This is a genomic window from Pseudomonas poae (assembly GCA_028869255.1).
Classification (GTDB): Bacteria; Pseudomonadota; Gammaproteobacteria; order Pseudomonadales; family Pseudomonadaceae; genus Aquipseudomonas; species Aquipseudomonas poae_C.
The window spans coordinates 1572792-1591152 of record CP110972.1; the positions used below are offsets into that span (position 1 = coordinate 1572792).

Annotated in this window: 16 protein-coding genes and 2 pseudogenes; 8 read left to right on the forward strand and 10 right to left on the reverse strand. The window is 61.8% G+C overall.

The features are described 5' to 3' along the window. On the reverse strand, positions 1-1236 hold the full coding sequence (locus LRS56_07335) for a 3-methyl-2-oxobutanoate dehydrogenase (2-methylpropanoyl-transferring) subunit alpha (GenBank protein ID WDU64298.1): 1236 nt from the start codon (positions 1234-1236) through the stop codon (positions 1-3). Positions 1237-1431: 195 nt separating this feature from the next. Here LRS56_07335 and bkdR point away from each other — a divergent pair, with 195 nt between their 5' ends. Then, entirely contained in the window at positions 1432-1920 is a 489-nt protein-coding gene (gene bkdR / locus LRS56_07340; GenBank protein ID WDU64299.1) for a Bkd operon transcriptional regulator BkdR, read from the forward strand. Between the two features lie 128 nt (positions 1921-2048). Here the strand turns inward: bkdR and LRS56_07345 are convergent, their stop codons facing one another. Next, entirely contained in the window at positions 2049-2912 is an 864-nt protein-coding gene (locus tag LRS56_07345; GenBank protein WDU64300.1) for an MBL fold metallo-hydrolase, read from the reverse strand. A gap of 109 nt (positions 2913-3021) precedes the next feature. Here LRS56_07345 and LRS56_07350 point away from each other — a divergent pair, with 109 nt between their 5' ends. The 4 genes from LRS56_07350 to LRS56_07365 all read left to right on the forward strand — a co-directional run bounded on the left by LRS56_07350 (position 3022) and on the right by LRS56_07365 (position 7031). Continuing rightward, on the forward strand, positions 3022-3357 hold the full coding sequence (locus LRS56_07350) for a metalloregulator ArsR/SmtB family transcription factor (protein WDU64301.1): 336 nt from the start codon (positions 3022-3024) through the stop codon (positions 3355-3357). Between the two features lie 50 nt (positions 3358-3407). Continuing rightward, positions 3408-4652, forward strand: coding sequence for an FAD/NAD(P)-binding oxidoreductase (locus tag LRS56_07355; GenBank protein WDU64302.1), 1245 nt, complete (start codon positions 3408-3410; stop codon positions 4650-4652). Then, positions 4653-5459, forward strand: a complete 807-nt coding sequence (locus LRS56_07360; GenBank protein WDU64303.1) for a sulfite exporter TauE/SafE family protein — start codon at positions 4653-4655, stop codon at positions 5457-5459. Positions 5460-5558: 99 nt separating this feature from the next. Continuing rightward, a complete protein-coding gene (locus LRS56_07365; GenBank protein WDU64304.1) occupies positions 5559-7031 on the forward strand; it encodes a DASS family sodium-coupled anion symporter in 1473 nt (490 codons plus the stop codon). Positions 7032-7122: 91 nt separating this feature from the next. Here LRS56_07365 and LRS56_07370 read toward each other — a convergent pair. Further along, positions 7123-7371, reverse strand: a pseudogene (locus tag LRS56_07370) (zinc-binding dehydrogenase). A 104-nt stretch (positions 7372-7475) separates the two neighbouring features. Between LRS56_07370 and LRS56_07375 the strand changes: the two are divergent. From LRS56_07375 to LRS56_07385, 3 genes are all read left to right on the forward strand, one after another. After that, complete coding sequence (locus LRS56_07375; GenBank protein WDU64305.1) at positions 7476-8063, forward strand: TetR/AcrR family transcriptional regulator; 588 nt, start codon at positions 7476-7478, stop codon at positions 8061-8063. 116 nt (positions 8064-8179) lie between these two features. Beyond that, positions 8180-9826, forward strand: coding sequence for an MFS transporter (locus LRS56_07380; protein WDU64306.1), 1647 nt, complete (start codon positions 8180-8182; stop codon positions 9824-9826). After that, positions 9823-10968 (forward strand): HlyD family secretion protein, encoded by a 1146-nt coding sequence (locus LRS56_07385; GenBank protein ID WDU64307.1) that lies wholly within the window; start codon positions 9823-9825, stop codon positions 10966-10968. The genes LRS56_07380 and LRS56_07385 overlap by 4 nt, the downstream gene beginning before the upstream one ends. Positions 10969-11098: 130 nt before the next feature. Here the strand turns inward: LRS56_07385 and LRS56_07390 are convergent, their stop codons facing one another. The 7 genes and pseudogenes from LRS56_07390 to LRS56_07420 all read right to left on the reverse strand — a co-directional run bounded on the left by LRS56_07390 (position 11099) and on the right by LRS56_07420 (position 18188). Then, the gene (locus LRS56_07390; GenBank protein WDU64308.1) at positions 11099-11974 is read right to left on the reverse strand and encodes an aldose 1-epimerase; all 876 of its coding nucleotides are present in this window, start codon (positions 11972-11974) and stop codon (positions 11099-11101) included. 142 nt (positions 11975-12116) lie between these two features. Further along, complete coding sequence (locus LRS56_07395) at positions 12117-13397, reverse strand: TRAP transporter large permease (GenBank protein WDU64309.1); 1281 nt, start codon at positions 13395-13397, stop codon at positions 12117-12119. Position 13398: 1 nt separating this feature from the next. Beyond that, on the reverse strand, positions 13399-13926 hold the full coding sequence (locus LRS56_07400; protein WDU64310.1) for a TRAP transporter small permease: 528 nt from the start codon (positions 13924-13926) through the stop codon (positions 13399-13401). A gap of 64 nt (positions 13927-13990) precedes the next feature. Further along, positions 13991-14953, reverse strand: coding sequence for a TRAP transporter substrate-binding protein (locus tag LRS56_07405; protein ID WDU64311.1), 963 nt, complete (start codon positions 14951-14953; stop codon positions 13991-13993). Between the two features lie 51 nt (positions 14954-15004). Beyond that, positions 15005-15880 carry an SMP-30/gluconolactonase/LRE family protein gene (locus tag LRS56_07410; protein WDU64312.1) on the reverse strand — a complete coding sequence of 292 codons (876 nt, stop codon included), beginning with the start codon at positions 15878-15880 and terminating at the stop codon, positions 15005-15007. 30 nt (positions 15881-15910) lie between these two features. Beyond that, positions 15911-16730, reverse strand: a pseudogene (locus LRS56_07415) (NAD(P)-dependent oxidoreductase). A 195-nt stretch (positions 16731-16925) separates the two neighbouring features. Continuing rightward, positions 16926-18188 carry an OprD family porin gene (locus LRS56_07420; protein WDU64313.1) on the reverse strand — a complete coding sequence of 421 codons (1263 nt, stop codon included), beginning with the start codon at positions 18186-18188 and terminating at the stop codon, positions 16926-16928. Positions 18189-18361: the final 173 nt, after the last annotated feature.

Sequence of the window (18361 nt, forward strand, 5' to 3'; positions counted from 1 at the left end):
TCAGATCCCCAACTCTTGACGCTGGCGCTTCAAGTGCTCCGGCATCTCTTTATAGACGTCTTCGAACATGGTCGCGGCGCTTGGAATCTGGCCGCCGGCGAGGGTGCCGTACTGTTCGGCTTCTTTCTGCGCCTTGACCACTTCGGCTTCAAGTTCGGCACTGACCGCCGCGTGTTCCTCTTCGGACCACTGGCCACTCTTGATCAGGTGCTGCTTGAGGCGGGCAATCGGGTCGCCCAGCGGGAAGTGGCTCCAGTCATCCGCCGGGCGGTACTTGGAGGGGTCATCCGAGGTGGAGTGCGGGCCGGCGCGGTAGGTGACCCATTCGATCAGGGTTGGCCCCAGGTTGCGGCGCGCACGCTCGGCCGCCCAGGCGGAGGCGGCGTACACCGCGATAAAGTCGTTGCCGTCCACCCGCAGCGAGGCGATGCCGCAACCGACGCCGCGTCCGGCGAAGGTAGTGGCTTCACCGCCGGCAATCGCCTGGAAGGTGGAGATCGCCCACTGGTTATTGACCACGTTGAGAATCACCGGTGCGCGGTACACATGGGCGAAGGTGAGGGCGGTGTGGAAGTCCGATTCGGCGGTGGCACCGTCGCCGATCCAGGCGGAAGCAATTTTGGTGTCGCCCTTGATCGCCGAGGCCATGCCCCAGCCCACGCCTTGTACGAATTGGGTGGCGAGGTTGCCGGAAATAGTGAAGAAGCCGGCGTCCTTGACCGAATACATGATCGGCAGCTGGCGCCCCTTGAGCGGGTCGCGTTCGTTGGACAGCAACTGGCAGATCAGGTCCACCAGCGGCACTTCGCGGGCCATCAGGATGCTTTGCTGGCGGTAGGTGGGGAAGCACATGTCGTCGATGTTCAAGGCCAGGGCCTGGGCGCTGCCGATGGCTTCTTCGCCGAGGCTTTGCATGTAGAACGACATTTTTTTCTGACGCTGGGCGACCACCATGCGGTTGTCGAAGATCCTGGTCTTGAGCATGGCACGCATGCCTTTGCGCAGAATCTCCACGGGCACGCCTTCGGCCCACGGCCCCAGGGCCTGGCCCTGGTCGTCGAGCACGCGGATCAGGCCCTTGGCCAGGTCGGCGGTGTCGGCGGGTTCTACGTCGATGGCGGGTTTGCGCACCAGGCCCGCGTCCGTCAGGCGCAGGTAGGTAAAGTCGGTCTTGCAGCCTGGGCGGCCCGAGGGTTCGGGAACGTGCAGGCGCAGTGGTGCATACGGCTGGTTCATGGCTTTCTACGCTCGATCTTGTGAATTTCTTGTAGTGGGCGCGCTAGCTGGCAGTCAGTCTTCGGGTAGAAGAAATCTTGTCCTACAACAATCATAGGCGTGGCGTAGAAGAATATTTATCTGTGTTTCGTTGCGCTCAAGACCATTTGCGGATAAAAAAACTGCATAAACATAATAAACAGGTGATTTTGTCTCATGCGCAAACTGGACCGTACCGATATCGGCATTCTCAACGCTCTGCAGGAGAATGCCCGCATCACCAACGCCGACCTGGCCCGCTCGGTCAACCTGTCGCCCACGCCGTGTTTCAACCGGGTGAAGGCAATGGAAGAATTGGGCCTGATTCGCGACCAGGTCACGCTGCTCGACGCCGATTTGCTGGGGCTGCATGTGAATGTGTTCATTCATGTGAGCCTGGAAAAGCAGAACGAGCTGGCGCTACAGCAGTTTGAAGGGGCAATTTCGGACCGGCCCGAGGTGATGGAGTGTTACCTGATGGCCGGCGACCCGGACTACCTGATCCGCGTGCTGGTGCCGACGATCCAGTCGCTGGAGCGCTTCATGATGGACTTTTTGACCAAGGTGCCGGGGGTGGCCAACATCCGCTCGAGTTTTGCGCTCAAGCAGGTGCGCTACAAGACCGCGCTGCCGCTGCCGGCCAATGGCATCAGCCTGGGTGCCTGATTTCGGCCGCCACGCCTTACAAATGTGGGAGCGGGCTTGCTCGCGAATACGGTGTATCAGCCAGCTAATTCAGTGCCTGGCACACTGTATTCGCGAGCAAGCCCGCTCCCACATTGGGTTATGTATTTTCAAAGTTGGTTAAGCGGGATCTTCAGGTAAGTCACCCCATTGCCCTCCGCCGGCGGCATATTCCCCGCCCGCACATTCACCTGGATCGCCGGCAGCAGCAGTGTCGGCATCCCCAGCCCGGCATCGCGTTTCGTGCGCATCTGCACAAACGCCGCCTCATCCACCCCATCATGCACATGGATATTCCCCGCGCGCTGTTGCGCAACAGTGGTCAGGCACTTGGCCTCACGGCCCTCTGGCGGATAGTCATGGCACACGTACAGCCGGGTTTCAGTCGGGAAGGCCAGCAACTTGCGCATCGACGCATACAACTGCCGCGCATCGCCGCCAGGGAAATCGCAGCGCGCCGTGCCCACGTCGGGCATGAAGAGGGTGTCGCCCACCAGGATCAACCGGCCATCGATCAGGTAGGCCATGTCCGCCGGTGTGTGCCCAGGCACGTGCAGGGCCTGGGCTTGCAGGTTGCCGATATGGAAGATTTCATCCGGCGCAAACAAATGATCGAACTGCGAGCCATCCACGCGAAATTCCGGCTCCAGGTTGAACAGGTGCTTGAACACATCCTGCACCTTGCTGATCGACTGGCCGATAGCGATCTTGCCGCCGAGCGTGCGCCGCAGGTACGGCGCGGCGGACAGATGGTCGGCGTGGGCGTGGGTTTCCAGCAGCCATTGCACCTGCAGGCGGTGCTCCTGCACAAACGCGATGACTTTGTCGGCCTGGGCCGTATCGGTGCGCCCCGAGGCCGGGTCGTAGTTGAGCACCGAATCGACAATGGCGCAGGGGCCGCCGTCCGCTTCATAGACGACGTAGGTGTAGGTCGACGATGCCTCGTCCAGAAAGTCTTGAATCAACGCTGGCATGGCGGCGGTTCCTGCTGTGGAAAAGAAAGCTGAGGAAAAAAGTAGTTACAATCAGTTTATGTTTACACATAATGTTTTGAGCTTAAGTGAGATAAAGGACCCGAGGCAAATGGAATCTACTCTGAGTGAGGGCGAAGTCGCCCAGTTGCGCGCATCGGCGTCCAAGGCTTGCTCCTTGCTCAAGGCGCTGGCGAATGAGGACCGCTTGTTGATTCTCTGCCAGCTCACCCAGGGCGAGCGCAACGTCGGCGAGTTGGAAACCATGACCGGCGTGCGTCAGCCCACGCTGTCTCAACAGTTGGGCATCCTGCGTGACGAAGGGTTGGTTGCCACCCGTCGGGAAGGTAAATACATCTTCTACGGGCTGGCCAGCCATGAAGTGATTCAAGTGATGAAGACCTTGTCCGGGCTGTACTGCGGCGCGGTCATAAAAAGCTGGGCGTGACGCCATCCGGCAGCGACCCTTGTGTGCAGCTATAAGAAAGGCAATCGACCATGAATGACCAACACTGGGGCCCAACCATCAGTGGCGATATCGTAGTCATCGGCGGCGGTTCGGCCGGTATCGGCTTGCTGGTCAGCCTGCTCAAGCGTGACCCGCACCTGAACATCATCCTGATCGAACCGAGTGAACACCACTGTTACCAGCCGGCCTGGACCCTGGTCGGTGGCGGCGCCTATGACCTGCAAAAGACTCGACGCCCGCTGGCCGACGTGCTGCCCAACGGCGTCACCTGGGTGCAGGCTGCCGTCACTGAACTGCTACCCGACGAGCGAACCCTGGTGCTCGACAGCGGCCAGCGTGTCAGCTGGATCAACCTGATCGTCTGCCCCGGCCTGCGCCTGGCCTGGGAAAAAATCGAAGGCTTGGAAGCAACCCTGGGCCACAACGGCGTCACCTCCAATTACAGCTACCAGTACGCCGCCTACACCTGGCAGCTGGTGCAGCAGCTCAAGGGCGGCAAGGCGATCTTTACCCAGCCGGCCATGCCGATCAAATGCGCGGGCGCGCCGCAAAAGGCCATGTACCTGTCTTGCGACCACTGGCTCAAGCAGGGCGACCTTAAACACATCGACGTCGAATTCAACCTGGCCGGCGCGGCGCTGTTCGGCGTGGCGACCTTTGTGCCGCCGCTGATGAAATACGTCGAAAAATATAACGCCCGCCTGGCCTTCAATGCCAACCTGGTAAAAGTCGATGGCCCGGCCCACAAAGCCTGGTTTGAGGTGAAGGACGCCGAGGGCAACGTGACGGTCGAAGAGAAAACCTTCGACCTGCTGCACGTCGTCCCACCGCAAGTGGCCCCGGATTTCATCCGCCAAAGCCTCTTGGCCGACGCCGCCGGCTGGTGCGAAGTGCACCCCAACAGCCTGCAACACCTGCGTTACCCGCACATCTTCGGCCTGGGCGATGTGTGCGGCACCACCAACGCCAAGACCGCCGCCGCCGTGCGCAAGCAAATTGTGGTGGTCGCCGAAAACCTGCTGGCCTTGCGCAAACAGGCGCCGCTGCCGCTCAAATACGACGGCTACGGCTCCTGCCCGCTGACGGTGGAGAAGGGCAAGGTGGTGCTGGCCGAGTTCGGGTATGGCGGCAAGCTGCTGCCGACGTTCCCCCTCGACCCGACCCGGGCGCGACGCTCGATGTGGTTCCTCAAGGCCACGCTGCTGCCGTGGTTTTACTGGAACGGCATGCTCAAGGGCCGTGAATGGCTGACCCGCCTGAGCAAGGTGGACTGAATGCTGCTGGCAAGTATTCTGGGCCTGTTGATGGGCCTGGTCATGGGGTTGACCGGCGCCGGCGGCGGCATCCTCGGGGTGCCCGCGCTGGTGCTGGGGTTGGGCTTGAGCATGACCCAGGCCGCGCCGGTGTCGTTGCTGGCCGTGGGCGCGGCGGCGGCCGTCGGTGCGATTGATGGTTTGCGCCATGGCCTGGTGCGCTATCGCGCCGCATTGCTGATCGCCTTGCTGGGCGCGCTGTTTTCGCCGTTGGGGGTGTTCCTCGCCCACCAGATGCCGGAGCCGGTGCTGATGGGCCTGTTCAGTGGGTTGATGGTGCTGGTGGCCTGGCGCATGTTGCAGCGTGAAAAACTCGAGGCCGGGCCCAGTGACCACGGCGCTGCCTCCTGGGGCCAGAAGAACTGCATGCTCAACCAGCAGACCGGGCGCCTGGCCTGGACCGCCAAGTGCAGCGCCACCCTCGCGGCACTCGGCGCTGTGACGGGGGCGGTCTCGGGCTTGCTCGGTGTCGGCGGTGGCTTCCTGATCGTACCGGCGTTCAAGCAACTCACTGACGTGCAGATGCGCGGCATCGTCGCCACCTCATTGATGGTGATCAGCCTGATTTCGCTGATCGGCGTGGTCGGAGCGTTCCATGCAGGTGTCAGCATCGAGCCCATGGGTTGGGTGTTTATCGGCGCGAGCATCGTCGGCATGCTGGTCGGTCGGCGCCTGTGCTCGGTGATTCCCGCCCGCCACTTGCAGCTGGGTTTCGCCAGCCTGTGTGTAGTGGTGGCAGTCGGTATGTTGGTCAAGGCGTTCATCTGACACGTAGGGGGCCGTGTTAAGGCCTTGATACGGGTCAACACCGCCTGCGGCATTTTGCGCCATGCTCCCGGCCTGAATCGAAGGCCGTCGGAGCACACCATGAACGCAACACCCCCTGCATCATTCAAGTTGCCCCTGGGGCTGGTGGTCGCCGTACTGGTGATGGTCGGCGTGCTGCTGTTGCCGCTGCCGGCGGATTTGCCGGTGGCCGGGCACCGGATGCTGGCGATCCTCGCGTTTGCCGTGGTGGTGTGGATCAGCGAGGCGGTGTCCTATGAAGCCAGCGCGATCATGATCACCTCGCTGATGGCGTTTTTGCTCGGCACCGCGCCGGCGTTGCAAGACCCCGCGCACCTGATCGGCTCCAGCCCGGCAATCAGCATGGCCCTCACCGGGTTTTCCAACCCGGCCCTGGCGCTGGTGGCGGGCGCGTTGTTTATCGCCGCCGCCATGACCCACACCGGGCTGGACCGGCGCATCGCCCTGGTGACCCTCAGCCGCATCGGCACCAGCACCCGGCGTATTCTGCTGGGCGCCATCGCCGTGACGATCCTCCTCAGCCTCGTCGTGCCCAGCGCCACGGCGCGCAGTGCCTGTGTGGTGCCGATCATGATGGGCGTGATCGCCGCATTTGGCGTGGACAAACGCTCCAATATCGCCGCCGGGATCATGATCGTGGTGGCCCAGGGCACCAGCATCTGGAACGTCGGCATCCAGACCGCCGCCGCGCAGAACCTGCTGACCGTCGGTTTTATGGACAAGATGCTCGGCCAGCGCGTGTCGTGGCTCGACTGGCTGATCGCCGGCGCGCCGTGGGCGCTGATCATGTCGGCGGTGCTGCTGTTTCTGGTGCTCAAGCTGTTGCCGCCGGAAAGTGACAGCATCCCCGGTGGCAAGGAGGCGGTGGCGCAGTCGCTGGTGGATATCGGCCCGATGACCGGGCCGCAGAAGCGCTTGCTGAGTGTGTCGGTGTTGCTGCTGTTGGCCTGGGCCACGGAAGGGCGCCTGCACAGTTTCGACACCACCTCGACTACCTATGCCGGCTTGGTCTTCCTGCTGTTACCGGGTATCGGCGTGATGACCTGGAAGGATGTGCAGTCGCGGATTCCGTGGGGCACGGTGATTGTGTTCGGGGTCGGCATCAGCCTCGGCACGGCGCTGCTGACCACCCAGGCGGGGCAGTGGCTGGGCTCGCAGGTGGTGGCGCACACCGGGTTGGACCAGGTCGGGCCGCTGGGGGTGTTTGCGATCCTGGGGGCGTTTTTGATTGTGATCCACTTGGGCTTTGCCAGCGCCACGGCGTTGACCTCGGCGTTGCTGCCGATTTTGATTGCGGTGTTGCAGACCTTGCCGGGGGAGTTCAGTCGGCTGGGGATGACCATGCTGCTGGGGTTTGTGATGAGCTACGGGTTTATCCTGCCGATCAATGCGCCGCAGAACATGGTGTGCCTGGGGACCGGCACGTTTACGGCGCGCCAGTTTGCCAAGGTGGGGGTTCTGGTGACGTTGATCGGTTATGGGTTGATGTTGGTGTTCGCCGCGACCTATTGGAGCTGGCTGGGCTGGATCTGAGGTAGGATTTGGTTTTCAGGGCGAGCGAGGTTCAATGTGGGAGGGGGCTTGCCCCCGATGACGGTCTTGCGGTGTACATATCCATTACCGGGCCGAGGCTGTTCAATACGACGTCGTAGTCGCGCAACACGGTTTCGAAGTTGTGCTGTTTGTAGTCGATGACCACGTCTGCACCCAACGCCTTGACCCACTCCACGTTGCCGGTGCTGGTGGTCGTGGCAACGAAAGCGCCCAGGTGTTGTGCAAGCTGGATGGCAACGCTGCCGACACCACCGGAGCCCGCGTGGATAAACACCTTTTACCCCTTCTTCAACCGGGCGGTTTCAACCAGCAGCTGCCAGTGTGTTTTTATGATGTAGATCATAATCAAACGTGGCAGCCGTTTTGATTGTGGTCGACATCAGAGTATAGTCAGGCCATTGTTCAGGAGGCGCAGGGCGCGAAATGAAGATCACCAAGACCCAATCACTCGCCAACCGAGCCCATATCGTGGAGACGGCGTCAGAGCTGTTTCGTGAGCGTGGTTACGATGGCGTGGGTGTGGCGGAGCTTATGGCTACGGCTGGTTTTACCCAGGGCGGCTTTTACAAGCACTTCGGTTCCAAGGCGGATTTGATGGCGGAAGCCGCTGAAAACAGCCTTTCAAAATCCCTGTCGGGTGTTTTCAATCTCGACATCCCGGGGTTTGTAGACCTATACGTGTCGAGGGATCACCGAGACGGCAGGGGAGCGGGTTGTACCCTGGCAGCCCTGTGTGGGGACGCCGCCCGTCAGTCAGATGATTTGAAAGCGACCTTTGCCAGTGGCGTTGAAAACACGCTTGCAGCCCTTCAAGAAAAGTACGCAGCAGGTCTGGAGAGCACGACGCAAGAGGCACGCGCAAAAATGATCGACCTGTTGGCCCATGCGATCGGTGCGGTCATGCTGTCACGGGCGTGTCCGGATGACTCCCCGCTGGCGGACGAAATACTGCAAACGTGCCGTGCGCAAATAATGGCAGCACTGCCACCGAGTAAAGACAGCAGCCGGTGAGTGGCTGGGTGGGCGCAAGCGGACACGCGCAGGATGGCAAGATGAACTCTGCTCAGGTTTACTGTCTCTGAGTATTGGTTTTACCGACGCACCCGTCGGGTCATCTAGGTCATCGAATGAACAAATACACCCCCCACACCTGGGAACCCCACGAGCGCCCGAGCCTGCCCGGTTCGCCGTCGACGCCGTTGCACCCGACGCACAAGCGTTGGTTGTTCGCGCTGGTCGGTGTACTCGTGGCCATCACCGGCGGCCTGGGCAACGCGCTGGTGATCGCCAACCTGCAATACCTGCAAGGCGCACTGGGTGCGACTACCGCCGAAATGGCCTGGCTGCCCGCCGCCTATGTGATGACCAACGTGTGCATGAACTTGCTGTTGGTAAAGTTTCGCCAGCAGTTCGGCCTGCGGGCGTTTACCGAGGTGTTCCTGGTGCTGTATGCGCTGGTGACTTTCGCCCACTTGTTCGTCAACGACCTCAATTCGGCCATCGCCGTGCGGGCGGCCCACGGCATGGTGGGGGCCGCGTTGAGTTCGTTGGGTTTGTACTACATGATCCAGGCGTTTCCGGCGAAGTGGCGCCTGAAGGCCCTGGTACTCGGGCTGGGCACTGCGCAGTTGGCCTTGCCGCTGGCGCGGTTGTTCTCCGAAGACTTGCTGCAAATCGCCGAATGGCGCGGCCTGTACCTGTTCGAGCTGGGCATGGCGCTGATCTGCCTGGGCTGCGTATTCCTGCTCAAACTGCCGCCTGGCGACCGCTTCAAGACCTTTGAAAAACTCGACTTCCTCACCTTCGCCATTCTCGCCACCGGCGTGGCCTTGCTCTGTGCGGTGCTGTCCCTGGGGCGTATCGATTGGTGGCTGGAGGCGCCGTGGATCGGCGTGGCCTCGGCCTGCTCCCTGGTATTGATCATGGCTGGCCTGGCCATCGAGCATAACCGCGCCAACCCGATGCTGATGACCCGCTGGCTGGGCAGTGGCGTGATGATCCGCCTGGCGCTGGCGGTGATCCTGATTCGCATGGTGCTGTCCGAGCAGTCCACCGGCGCGGTGGGGTTCATGCAGATGCTGAACATGAGCTACCAGCAGATGCACACCCTGTACGTGGTGATGCTGGCTGGCGCGATTGCCGGGCTAGCGGTCAGTGCGCTGACGATCAACCCGGCGCACTTGCTGATGCCGTTGGTGATTTCCCTGGCGCTGATGGCCACAGGGTCGGTGATGGACAGTTTTTCGAGTAACCTGACGCGGCCGCAAAACCTGTATATCAGCCAGTTCCTGCTAGGCTTCGGCGGTACGTTCTTCCTCGGGCCGACCATGGTGCTCGGCACCAAAAACGTGTTGACCAACCCGCGCAACCTGGTGAGCTTTTCGGTGATGTTCGGGATCTGCCAAAACCTCGGCGGCCTGATTGGCGCGGCGTTGTTGGGGACGTTTCAGATCGTGCGCGAGAAATATCACTCCAGCATGATCGTGGAGCACCTGACCCTGCTCGACCCGCGTGTGGCCGCACGCGTGCAGAGCGGCGGTTCGGCCTATGGCGGCATCGTCGCCGACCCGGAGCTGCGCAACCTGATGGGCATTCGCAGCCTGGCCACGGCGGCCACGCGTGAGGCGAATGTTATGGCTTACAACGATGTCTTCATGCTGATCGCGATCATCGCGATCCTGACCATGATCTGGATCTTTATCCGCAGTCTGTGGCTGATGAGCACCACCAAAGCAGCAGCCACTCCCGTTCAACCCAGCGGCGCAACTTCATGACCGAACCTTCGACCACCACCACCACCGCCATCGCTTCCACCCCGGAGGGCAGTACGCCGCCAGGCGCCGTGCCCACCGAGCTGCGGCCGTTGCGGGTGCGCATCATCTCGTCATTGGGCTTTGCCGCGATTGCCATCGTCGGCGTGCTGATCGTGCTGTATGCCTGGCAGTTGCCGCCGTTCAGCAGCGCGGTGGAAACCACTGAAAACGCCCTGGTGCGCGGCCAGGTGACGATCATTGGCCCGCAGCTCAGCGGCTATGTGTTTGAAGTGCCGGTGCAGGACTTCCAGTACGTCAAGGCCGGCGACCTGCTGGTGCGCCTTGATGACCGTATCTACCGGCAGCGCCTCGACCAGGCATTGGCGCAATTGGCGGTGCAGAAGGCCGCGCTGGCGAATGTGGTACAGCAACGCAACAGCGCCGAAGCCACGATCAAACTGCGCCAGGCCGCGCTGGTGGACAGTCAGGCCCAGGCGCGTAAAAGCACCGCCGATCTGCGCCGCAATGAAGAGCTGATCAGCGACGGATCGGTCTCCAAGCGCGAGCTGGACGTAACCCGCGCCGCCAATGCGCAGACGATCGCGGCGGTGGCCCAGGCCCAGGCCAGCCTGGAAATCGCCCGCCAGGATTTGCAGACGGTGATCGTCAATCGCGGCTCCCTGGAAGCGGCGGTGGCCAGTGCCGAAGCGGCGGTGGAGCTGGCGCGCATCGATCTGTCCAACACCCGCATCACCGCGCCGCGTGACGGCCAGCTGGGGCAGATCGGCGTGCGACTCGGCGCCTACGTCAACTCCGGCGCGCAGTTGATGGCGCTGGTGCCGAAGCAGTTGTGGGTGATCGCCAACATGAAAGAAACCCAGATGGATAACGTGCAGGTCGGCCAGCCGGTGACGTTTACCGTGGATGCGCTTAACCACCGCAAGTTTCACGGCACGGTGCAGCATATTTCCCCGGCGACCGGGTCGGAGTTCAGCCTGTTGCAGGCGGACAACGCCACCGGCAACTTTGTGAAAATCGCCCAACGGGTGCCGGTGCGGATCACGGTGGATCCGGACCAGGCCGAGAGCGAGCGCTTGCGGCCGGGGTTGTCTGTAGTCGTCAGCATCGACACCGCCGGCCGCCTGAAAAACTCACCGCCCTGACACAACGTCGATCAATATCTGGACTGCTTTTGTGGCGAGGGAGCTTGCTCCCGTTGGGCTGCGCAGCGGCCCCAAAAAGCCTGCGGGCGCTGCGCACCCGAACGGGAGCAAGCTCCCTCGCCACAAAAGCTCACCCTTGCAGTGGGCAGTATTTCAGGCTGAAATCGAGTTGGGTTGACTGGCCTTGCTCCAACAACTTCAGGCCAGGCCGCCCCGACAGGTGATGCGCATTCACCGGATGGCTCACCGGCTCGATGCAAAAGAACCCCAGCCCCGGCGGGCAGAACAGCAGGAAGTAATCGGCCCCGCTCGCCTGGCATTCCAGGGTATACCCAAGCTCCGGTTGCTCGATCACACACTGCCCGTCCCACTGGCAGAACCCATTGTCCACCAGGCCCTCCGGCAGCGCCTTGGGCTGGCTGAAGTCCCAGTCTGCCGGAATTGAGGTCAGCCCTGTGGGCAGCTTGGACGCATCACTCAACCACACCTGTGCAGCCTTGGCCTGCAGGCGTGTACCCGGTCGACGCGGCAGGTAGGGGTGCAGCCCCAGCCCATGCCATGCGGGCTTTGCGGCCAGGTGCGTGACGCGCAGTCCGATACTCAGTTCACCGTCGTGCAAGCGAAACCGCTGCTCGGCGCGATAGGCAAATGGCGTGTCGCACTCCATCGCCAGCACCACTTCATCCGCCGACTGGCTGACCAGCTGCCACGCCTGCTGCCAGGCCGAGCCGTGAATCGGCAGCGGATCCAGCGGGTTGTTGGGCGTCAGTACCAGCCAACCGTCGGGGTTGTCAAAACCGCCTTCGGCGATCCGGTTGGACCACGGCGCAAGTGGATAGCACCCCAGCTTGCCCGGCAACCCGGTATTGATCGCGTGCTCATCGCTATGGCGCAACAACGGCTGCCCGGTGGCGCGCACGCTCCAGTTGACGATGCTGCCGCCCACAGCGGGGGCCAGGGTGAGGTGGGTGAATTGATCCTGGAGTTCGACGAAGTTCGAAGACATGGTGTTCCGCCGTATGAAATAGAACAAACACGGGTGTCAAAATGTGGGAGCGGGCTTGCTCGCGAAAGCGGTGTGTCAGCCGGTACGTCCTTCGCGAGCAAGCCCGCTCCCGCATTTGATCGTTGTTGTCTTGAGGGAAAATTTACAGCACCACGCTTGGAAGCCACAGCGACAGCGCCGGAATATAGGTCACGGCCATCAACACCAAAAACAATACGCCGTAAAACGGCAGCAAAGCCTTCACGGTTTTCTCGATGCTGACCTTGCCCACCGCCGCGCCCACAAACAACACCGCGCCCACCGGCGGGGTAATCAGGCCGATGCCGAGGTTGACCAGCATGATCATGCCGAAGTGCACCGGGTCGACGCCGATGCCGAGGATCACCGGCAGCAGGATCGGCGTAAGGATCAAAATCAGCGGCGCCATGTCCATCACCGTGCCGAGCAACAGCAGCATCATGTTGATGCACATCAGGATCACGTAACGGTTGTCCGACAGGGTCAGGAACATCGTGGTGATCTTCGCCGGTATCTGCATCAGGGTCATGATGTAGCCGAAGCTGGCGGCGAAGGCGATCAGGATCATCACGATGGAAATGGTGCGCACCGTGCGGTGCATCAGCTTGGGCAGCTCGCTCCATTTGTAGTCGCGGTAGATGAACATGGTCACGAAAAACGCCCAGAGCACGGCGATTGCCGCGGACTCGGTGGCGGTGAAGATGCCCGAAAGGATGCCGCCGAGGATGATCACCATGGCCATCAGGCCCCAGAGCGCATCGGCGCAGATTTTCAGCGCCTGTTTCAAGGGGATGACTTCGCCCTTGGGGTAGTCGCGTTTCTTCGCGAAAATCAGGCACAGCACCATCAGGCACGCGCTCATCAGCAGGCCCGGGACTACGCCGGCCATAAACAGCGAGGCGATCGACACCGTGCCACCCGCTGCCAGGGAGTAGAGCACCGAGTTATGGCTGGGCGGGGTCAGCAGCGCCTGCACCGAGCCGCTGATGGTCACGGCGGTAGCAAACTCCCGGGGGTAACCACGGCGTTCCATTTCCGGGATCAGCACCGAGCCGACCGAGGCGGTGTCCGCCACCGACGAGCCGGAAATCGCCCCGAAAAATGTCGAGGCCATGATGTTGACCAACGACAAACCACCGCGCACGAAGCCCACCAGCACCCCGGCAAACGCCACCAACCGGCGCGACATGCCGCCCTCGGCCATGATCGCCCCGGCCAGCACGAAGAACGGAATCGCCATCAGCGAAAATTTGTTCACCCCGCCCGCCACCTGAATCATCAGGGCCTGGAACGGAATGTCGATCCACCACGCGCCAATCAGCGCCGACAGCCCGAGGGCGTAAGCCACCGGCATGCCGATCAGGATCAAGGCGATAAAGCTGCCCAACAGAATCAATGCGTCCATATCAGGCAGCCCCTTCGCTTTCTTCAACCAGGTCAAAGCGCACCACGCGCCGCTGGCTCTGATCGCCCAGCAGGAGTTTTTCCAGCACGAACACCAGGGTCAGCAACCCGCCGATCGGGATCGGCATATAGGTGATGCCCACGCGCAGGGTGGGGATGGCGCTCATGAACTGGTTCCAGGTGGACAGGCACAACTTGCTGCCCCAGATGGTCATGAACAGGCAAATGGTCGCCATCAGCAGCTGGGAAACGATGCCGACGATGCGGCGTTGGGCGGGGGGCAGGCGGTCGGTGATCATCGCCACCGACATATGCGCGCCGGCGCGATAACTGGCGGCGGCGCCGATGAAGGTGAATACCAGCATCAGCAGAATGGCGGTGGGTTCCGGCCAGCTGGAGCCGGTGCCGAGGACGTAGCGGGCGAAGATGCCCCAGGGAATGATCAGCGCGACCCCCAGTACCGAGAGGCCGGCGACCCAGATACAGGTCATGTAGATGCGGTCGTTGATGCGCAGCAGTAAATTCTTCATGGCGTTCACCGTAACCGGGCGCGTCGATGCCGACCGCGCCGGGCCTTGCTAGAGAAGGAGGGCGTTACTGAACGGCGTCGATACGCTTGATGATGTCGGCGTAAGCCGCACCGTATTTGGCGCGCACCGGCGCGGTGGCGTCATAGAAGGGTTTTTTGTCGACGGTGATGAACTCGACACCGGCGGCCTTGAGCTTGGTTTCACTGCTGGCGGACTTGGCGTCCCACAACACACGCTCGTCAGCCTGGGCGGCCTTGGCAGCTTTTTTCACCATGTCCTGTTGCGCAGGGCTGAGTTTGTTCCAGGTGATTTTCGACATCACGATGGGCTCGGGCAGGATCAGGTGCTCGGTGAGGGTGTAGTACTTGGCGTTCTGGAAATGGTTGTGCTCGAGCAGGGTCGGCGGGTTGTTTTCCGCGCCGTCGATCACGCCGGTCTGCAGGGCACTGAAGATCTCGCCGGTGTCCATGGCGATGCCATTGGCCCCCATTTCATTGAAGGCTTCGATGAACAGCGGGTTGCCTTGCACGCGGATCTTCATACCCTTGAGGTCTTCGATCTTGCGCACTGGTTTCTTGGTGTAGAGGTTGCGCGTGCCGCCGTCCATCCAGGCCAAGGCCACGAGGCCGAACTGCGAGTCGGTAATTTTGGCGAGGATCTCATCACCGATCTCGCCGTCGATGACCTTGCGCATGTGCGCCTGGTCACGGAACACGAACGGCAGGTTGAACACGTTCACGTCCGGCACCACCGGGCCGACGATGCCGAGGCTGACCCGGGCCATCTGGATGGCGCCGACCTGGGCCTGTTCGACCACCTCTTTCTCGGAGCCCAGGACGCCGCCAGGGAAAAACTTGAACGTCAGTTCGCCATTGCTTTCTTTGGTTAGGGCCGCGCCCATGTTCTTTTCGGCGACCACGGTGGGGTAGCCATCCGGGTGGATGTCGGCAAATTTGATTTCCAGCGCGTGGGCGGCGCTGCTGAGGGTGAAGAATGCAGCGGCGAGCAAGGTGCGTTTGAAGTCCATGGGGTGTCACTCCTGTGTTTTTATTGTTGTATTCAAGGCACGGCAATGCAGCTAGAGGGTGAACGTGGGCTCCGGCAATCCGGTGACGCCGGGGTTGAGGGCGAACACGCCGCCGGCAACCGACTGCTGACTCTGGTCATCACGAATCGAGGTGACGAACAGTGTGTCCAGGCGACTGCCGCCAAAGGCGCACATGGTGGGTTTTTTCACCGGTACGTTGAGCGAGCGGTCGAGGCGACCGTCGGGGGTGAAGCGGTGGATCAGCCCGGCGTCGTTGGCGCAGATCCAGTAGCAGCCATCGGCATCCACCGCGGCGCCGTCGGGGCGGCCGAGGTGGCGGTGCATATCCACAAACACGCGGCGATTGGACGGCGTGCCGGTGTCGATGTCGTAGTCGAAGGCCCAGATCTGTTGCACCAGCGGGTGCGAGTCCGAGGCGTACATCGTGCGGCCATCGGGGCTGAAGGCCAGGCCGTTCAGGGTGATGAACCCGTCCAGCTGAGCATGGGGCGGCGCGCCGGAGGCGAAGCGGTAGAGGATGCCTTCGGCGGCATTCGCGCCCATATTCAGCACCATGCTGCCGGCCCAGAAGCGGCCCTGGCGATCACAGCGGCCGTCGTTCAGGCGCATGTCCGGGCGCGGATGCTCGACACTGGCCAGGGCCGTGGTGTCGAGGCTGCCATCATTGTGCGGGGTCAGCTTAAAAAAACCGCTTTCCATGCCGGCCACCCAGTTGCCCGCCGTGGTGCGGGCAATGCAGGCGAGCATCTGCGGGGCTTTCCAGGCGGCGACATGGCCGCTGGCGGCGTTCCAGCGTTGCAGGCCGCCGTTGGGGATATCCACCCAGTACAGCGCGTTTTCCTCAGGCACCCACACCGGGCATTCGCCCACGGCATTGCGGGCGTCGACAATCAGTTCAGCGGTCATGGCAACTCATTCCCTTGGGTTGGTGTGTGTTCAGTCACCGAACGGCCCGGCGGCGCAGAAGGCCCCGCCCTGGTAGACTTTGGCCGGGTCATCGGCGGCCACCGGCGGCTGTGTTTCGACCTGGGCGCGGAACACTTCGGACGTGTCTTTGGGGGCAAAGCCCAGGTGCGCGGCGTAGCGGTTGTCCCACCAGGTGTCGAGGTTATCCGACATGCCGTAGACCACCGTGTGGCCGACGTTTGGCGTGTACAGCGCGCGTTCGAGCAGTTGGGTCAGGTCGTCGAAGCTCAGCCAGGTGTGCATCATGCGGCGGTTCTGCGGTTCCGGGAACGAGGAGCCGATGCGAATGCTCACGGTCTCGATGCCGTAGCGATCGAAGTAGAAACTGGCCATGTCTTCGCCGTAGGACTTGGACAGGCCGTAGTAGCTGTCGGGGGCGGCGCGGCGAGTGGGCGTCGATTTTTTCGCCCTGTTTGTAGAAGCCGATCACATGGTTGGAGCTGGCGAAGATCACGCGTTTGACGCCATGGCGGCGGGCGGCTTCGTAGATATGGAAAATGCCGCTGATATTGGCGCCGAGCACCTCCTCAAAGGAGCGCTCCACCGACACACCGCCGAAATGCAGGATGGCATCCACGCCTTCCACCAGGTGGTGCACGGCTTGTTTATCGGCGAGGTCGCAGGGTTGCACTTCTTCGTGGGCGCCGGCCGGTGCCATGTCGGCGATATCCGACAGGCGCAGCACATTGGCATAGGGCCGCAGGCGTTCGCGCAGGACTTTGCCCAGGCCACCGGCGGCACCGGTGAGCAGCAGGCGGTTGAAGGGAGTAGGCGTGGTTGTGGTGGTCATGAGGATTCCATTGTTGTTGTAGGTTGTCGTATGACTTGGTCGAAGTATCGTTTTGGACTCCTGGATTGTCAACGCCTTGCAGGTGAGTGAGATCAAATGTGGGAGCGGGCTTGCTCGCGAATGCGCTGGGTCATTCAAGTAGTCGGTGACTGACACACTGCTTTCGCGAGCAAGCCCGCTCCCACATTGAGCGCGTTACAACAAAGAAATCGGATAGCTGATAAAAATCCGATTCTCATCAAACTCGTTATTGCTGAAATCCCGACGCATGGTCGAGTTCCTCCACCGCACATTCAAATTCTTCAGCGTACCGCTCTGCACCGTGTAGGCCAGTTCCGACTCGCGGCCCCATTCCTTGCCGTCGGTGATCGTCCCTGTGTGCACGTTACTGCCGCTGATATAGCGGTTCATCATGGTCAGTCCGGGAATGCCGAGCACCACGAAGTTGAAGTCATGGCGCACCTGCCAGGATTTTTCCTTGGCGTTATCGTAGCTCGCGTTGTAGCTGTCGTTGGCCAGGGTGCCGCCGCTGGTGCCGTTGACCCGCATCCACACGCTGTCGCCGGTCAGTTTCTGCAGGCCCACGTAGAACGTGTTGCCCAGGTATTTGGCCGAGAGCAGGGCGAACGCAGTTTTGTTGTCGAGGTCGCCGGCCAGGGCGCTGCCGTCTTCTTTACCCGTGAAGTAGCCAAGATTGGCGCCCAGGGTCCAGTCGCCCACGGGTTGGCTGTGGGTCAGGTTGACGTAGCGTTGCTGGTAGATATCCGTCAATTCGGCGTACCACACGCCGACCTGGGTGCGCTTGTCATTGAAGCTGTATTCGCCGCCGCCGAAGTTGAACCGGTCGGAGGTGAAGGCGGCTTTGCCGTTCATGAACATGTCTTCCATGCTCGCGTCGTTACGCGGGCTGTTGCCGCGAAATTGCCCGCCGTAGAGGGTCAGGCCGGCGATTTCATTGGAGGTGACCTGGCCGCCACGAAAGGTCTGGGGCAGGGAGCGGCCATCGTCGGAGCGCAGGATAGGCAGCACCGGCATCCACTCGCCGACTTTCAGCTCAGTCTTCGACAGCTTGGTTTTCAACGCCACGCCCAGGCGCCCGAAGTTGTCGGCGGGGCGGCCGTCATCGTGAATCGGCAACAGTTGGGTGCCACCGGTGCCTTTGCCGCCGTCGAGCTTTTGCGAGTACAAGCCCAGCACATCAATCCCGAACCCCACGGTGCCCTGGGTAAAGCCGGACTTGGCGTCGAGAATGAAGTTTTGCGTCCACTCTTCGGCCTTGCCCTGAGGGTTGGTCGGGTTGGTGAAGTTGCGGTTGAAGTAGGCGTTGCGCAGGTTCAGCGTGGCCTTGGCGTCGTCGATAAAGCCGTCGGCGTGGGTGGTGATGGGCAGGGTGAAGGCCAGGCTGCCGAGACCGATGAGGCCCAGGCGTGTGGAGGAATTGCGGGCGAATTGACTCACAGTGACGCTCCCTTTTTGTTGTTTTTATTATTTGTCATACGTCGTCGTACAACATTGCGTCGGATATTTGCGGGGTTTTCAGGGAGTGTCAAGCAGAAGTTATACGACAACGGTCTCTGTGGGAGCTGGCTTGCCTGCGATGCAGGCGACCCGGTCTCACAGAAACACCGCGG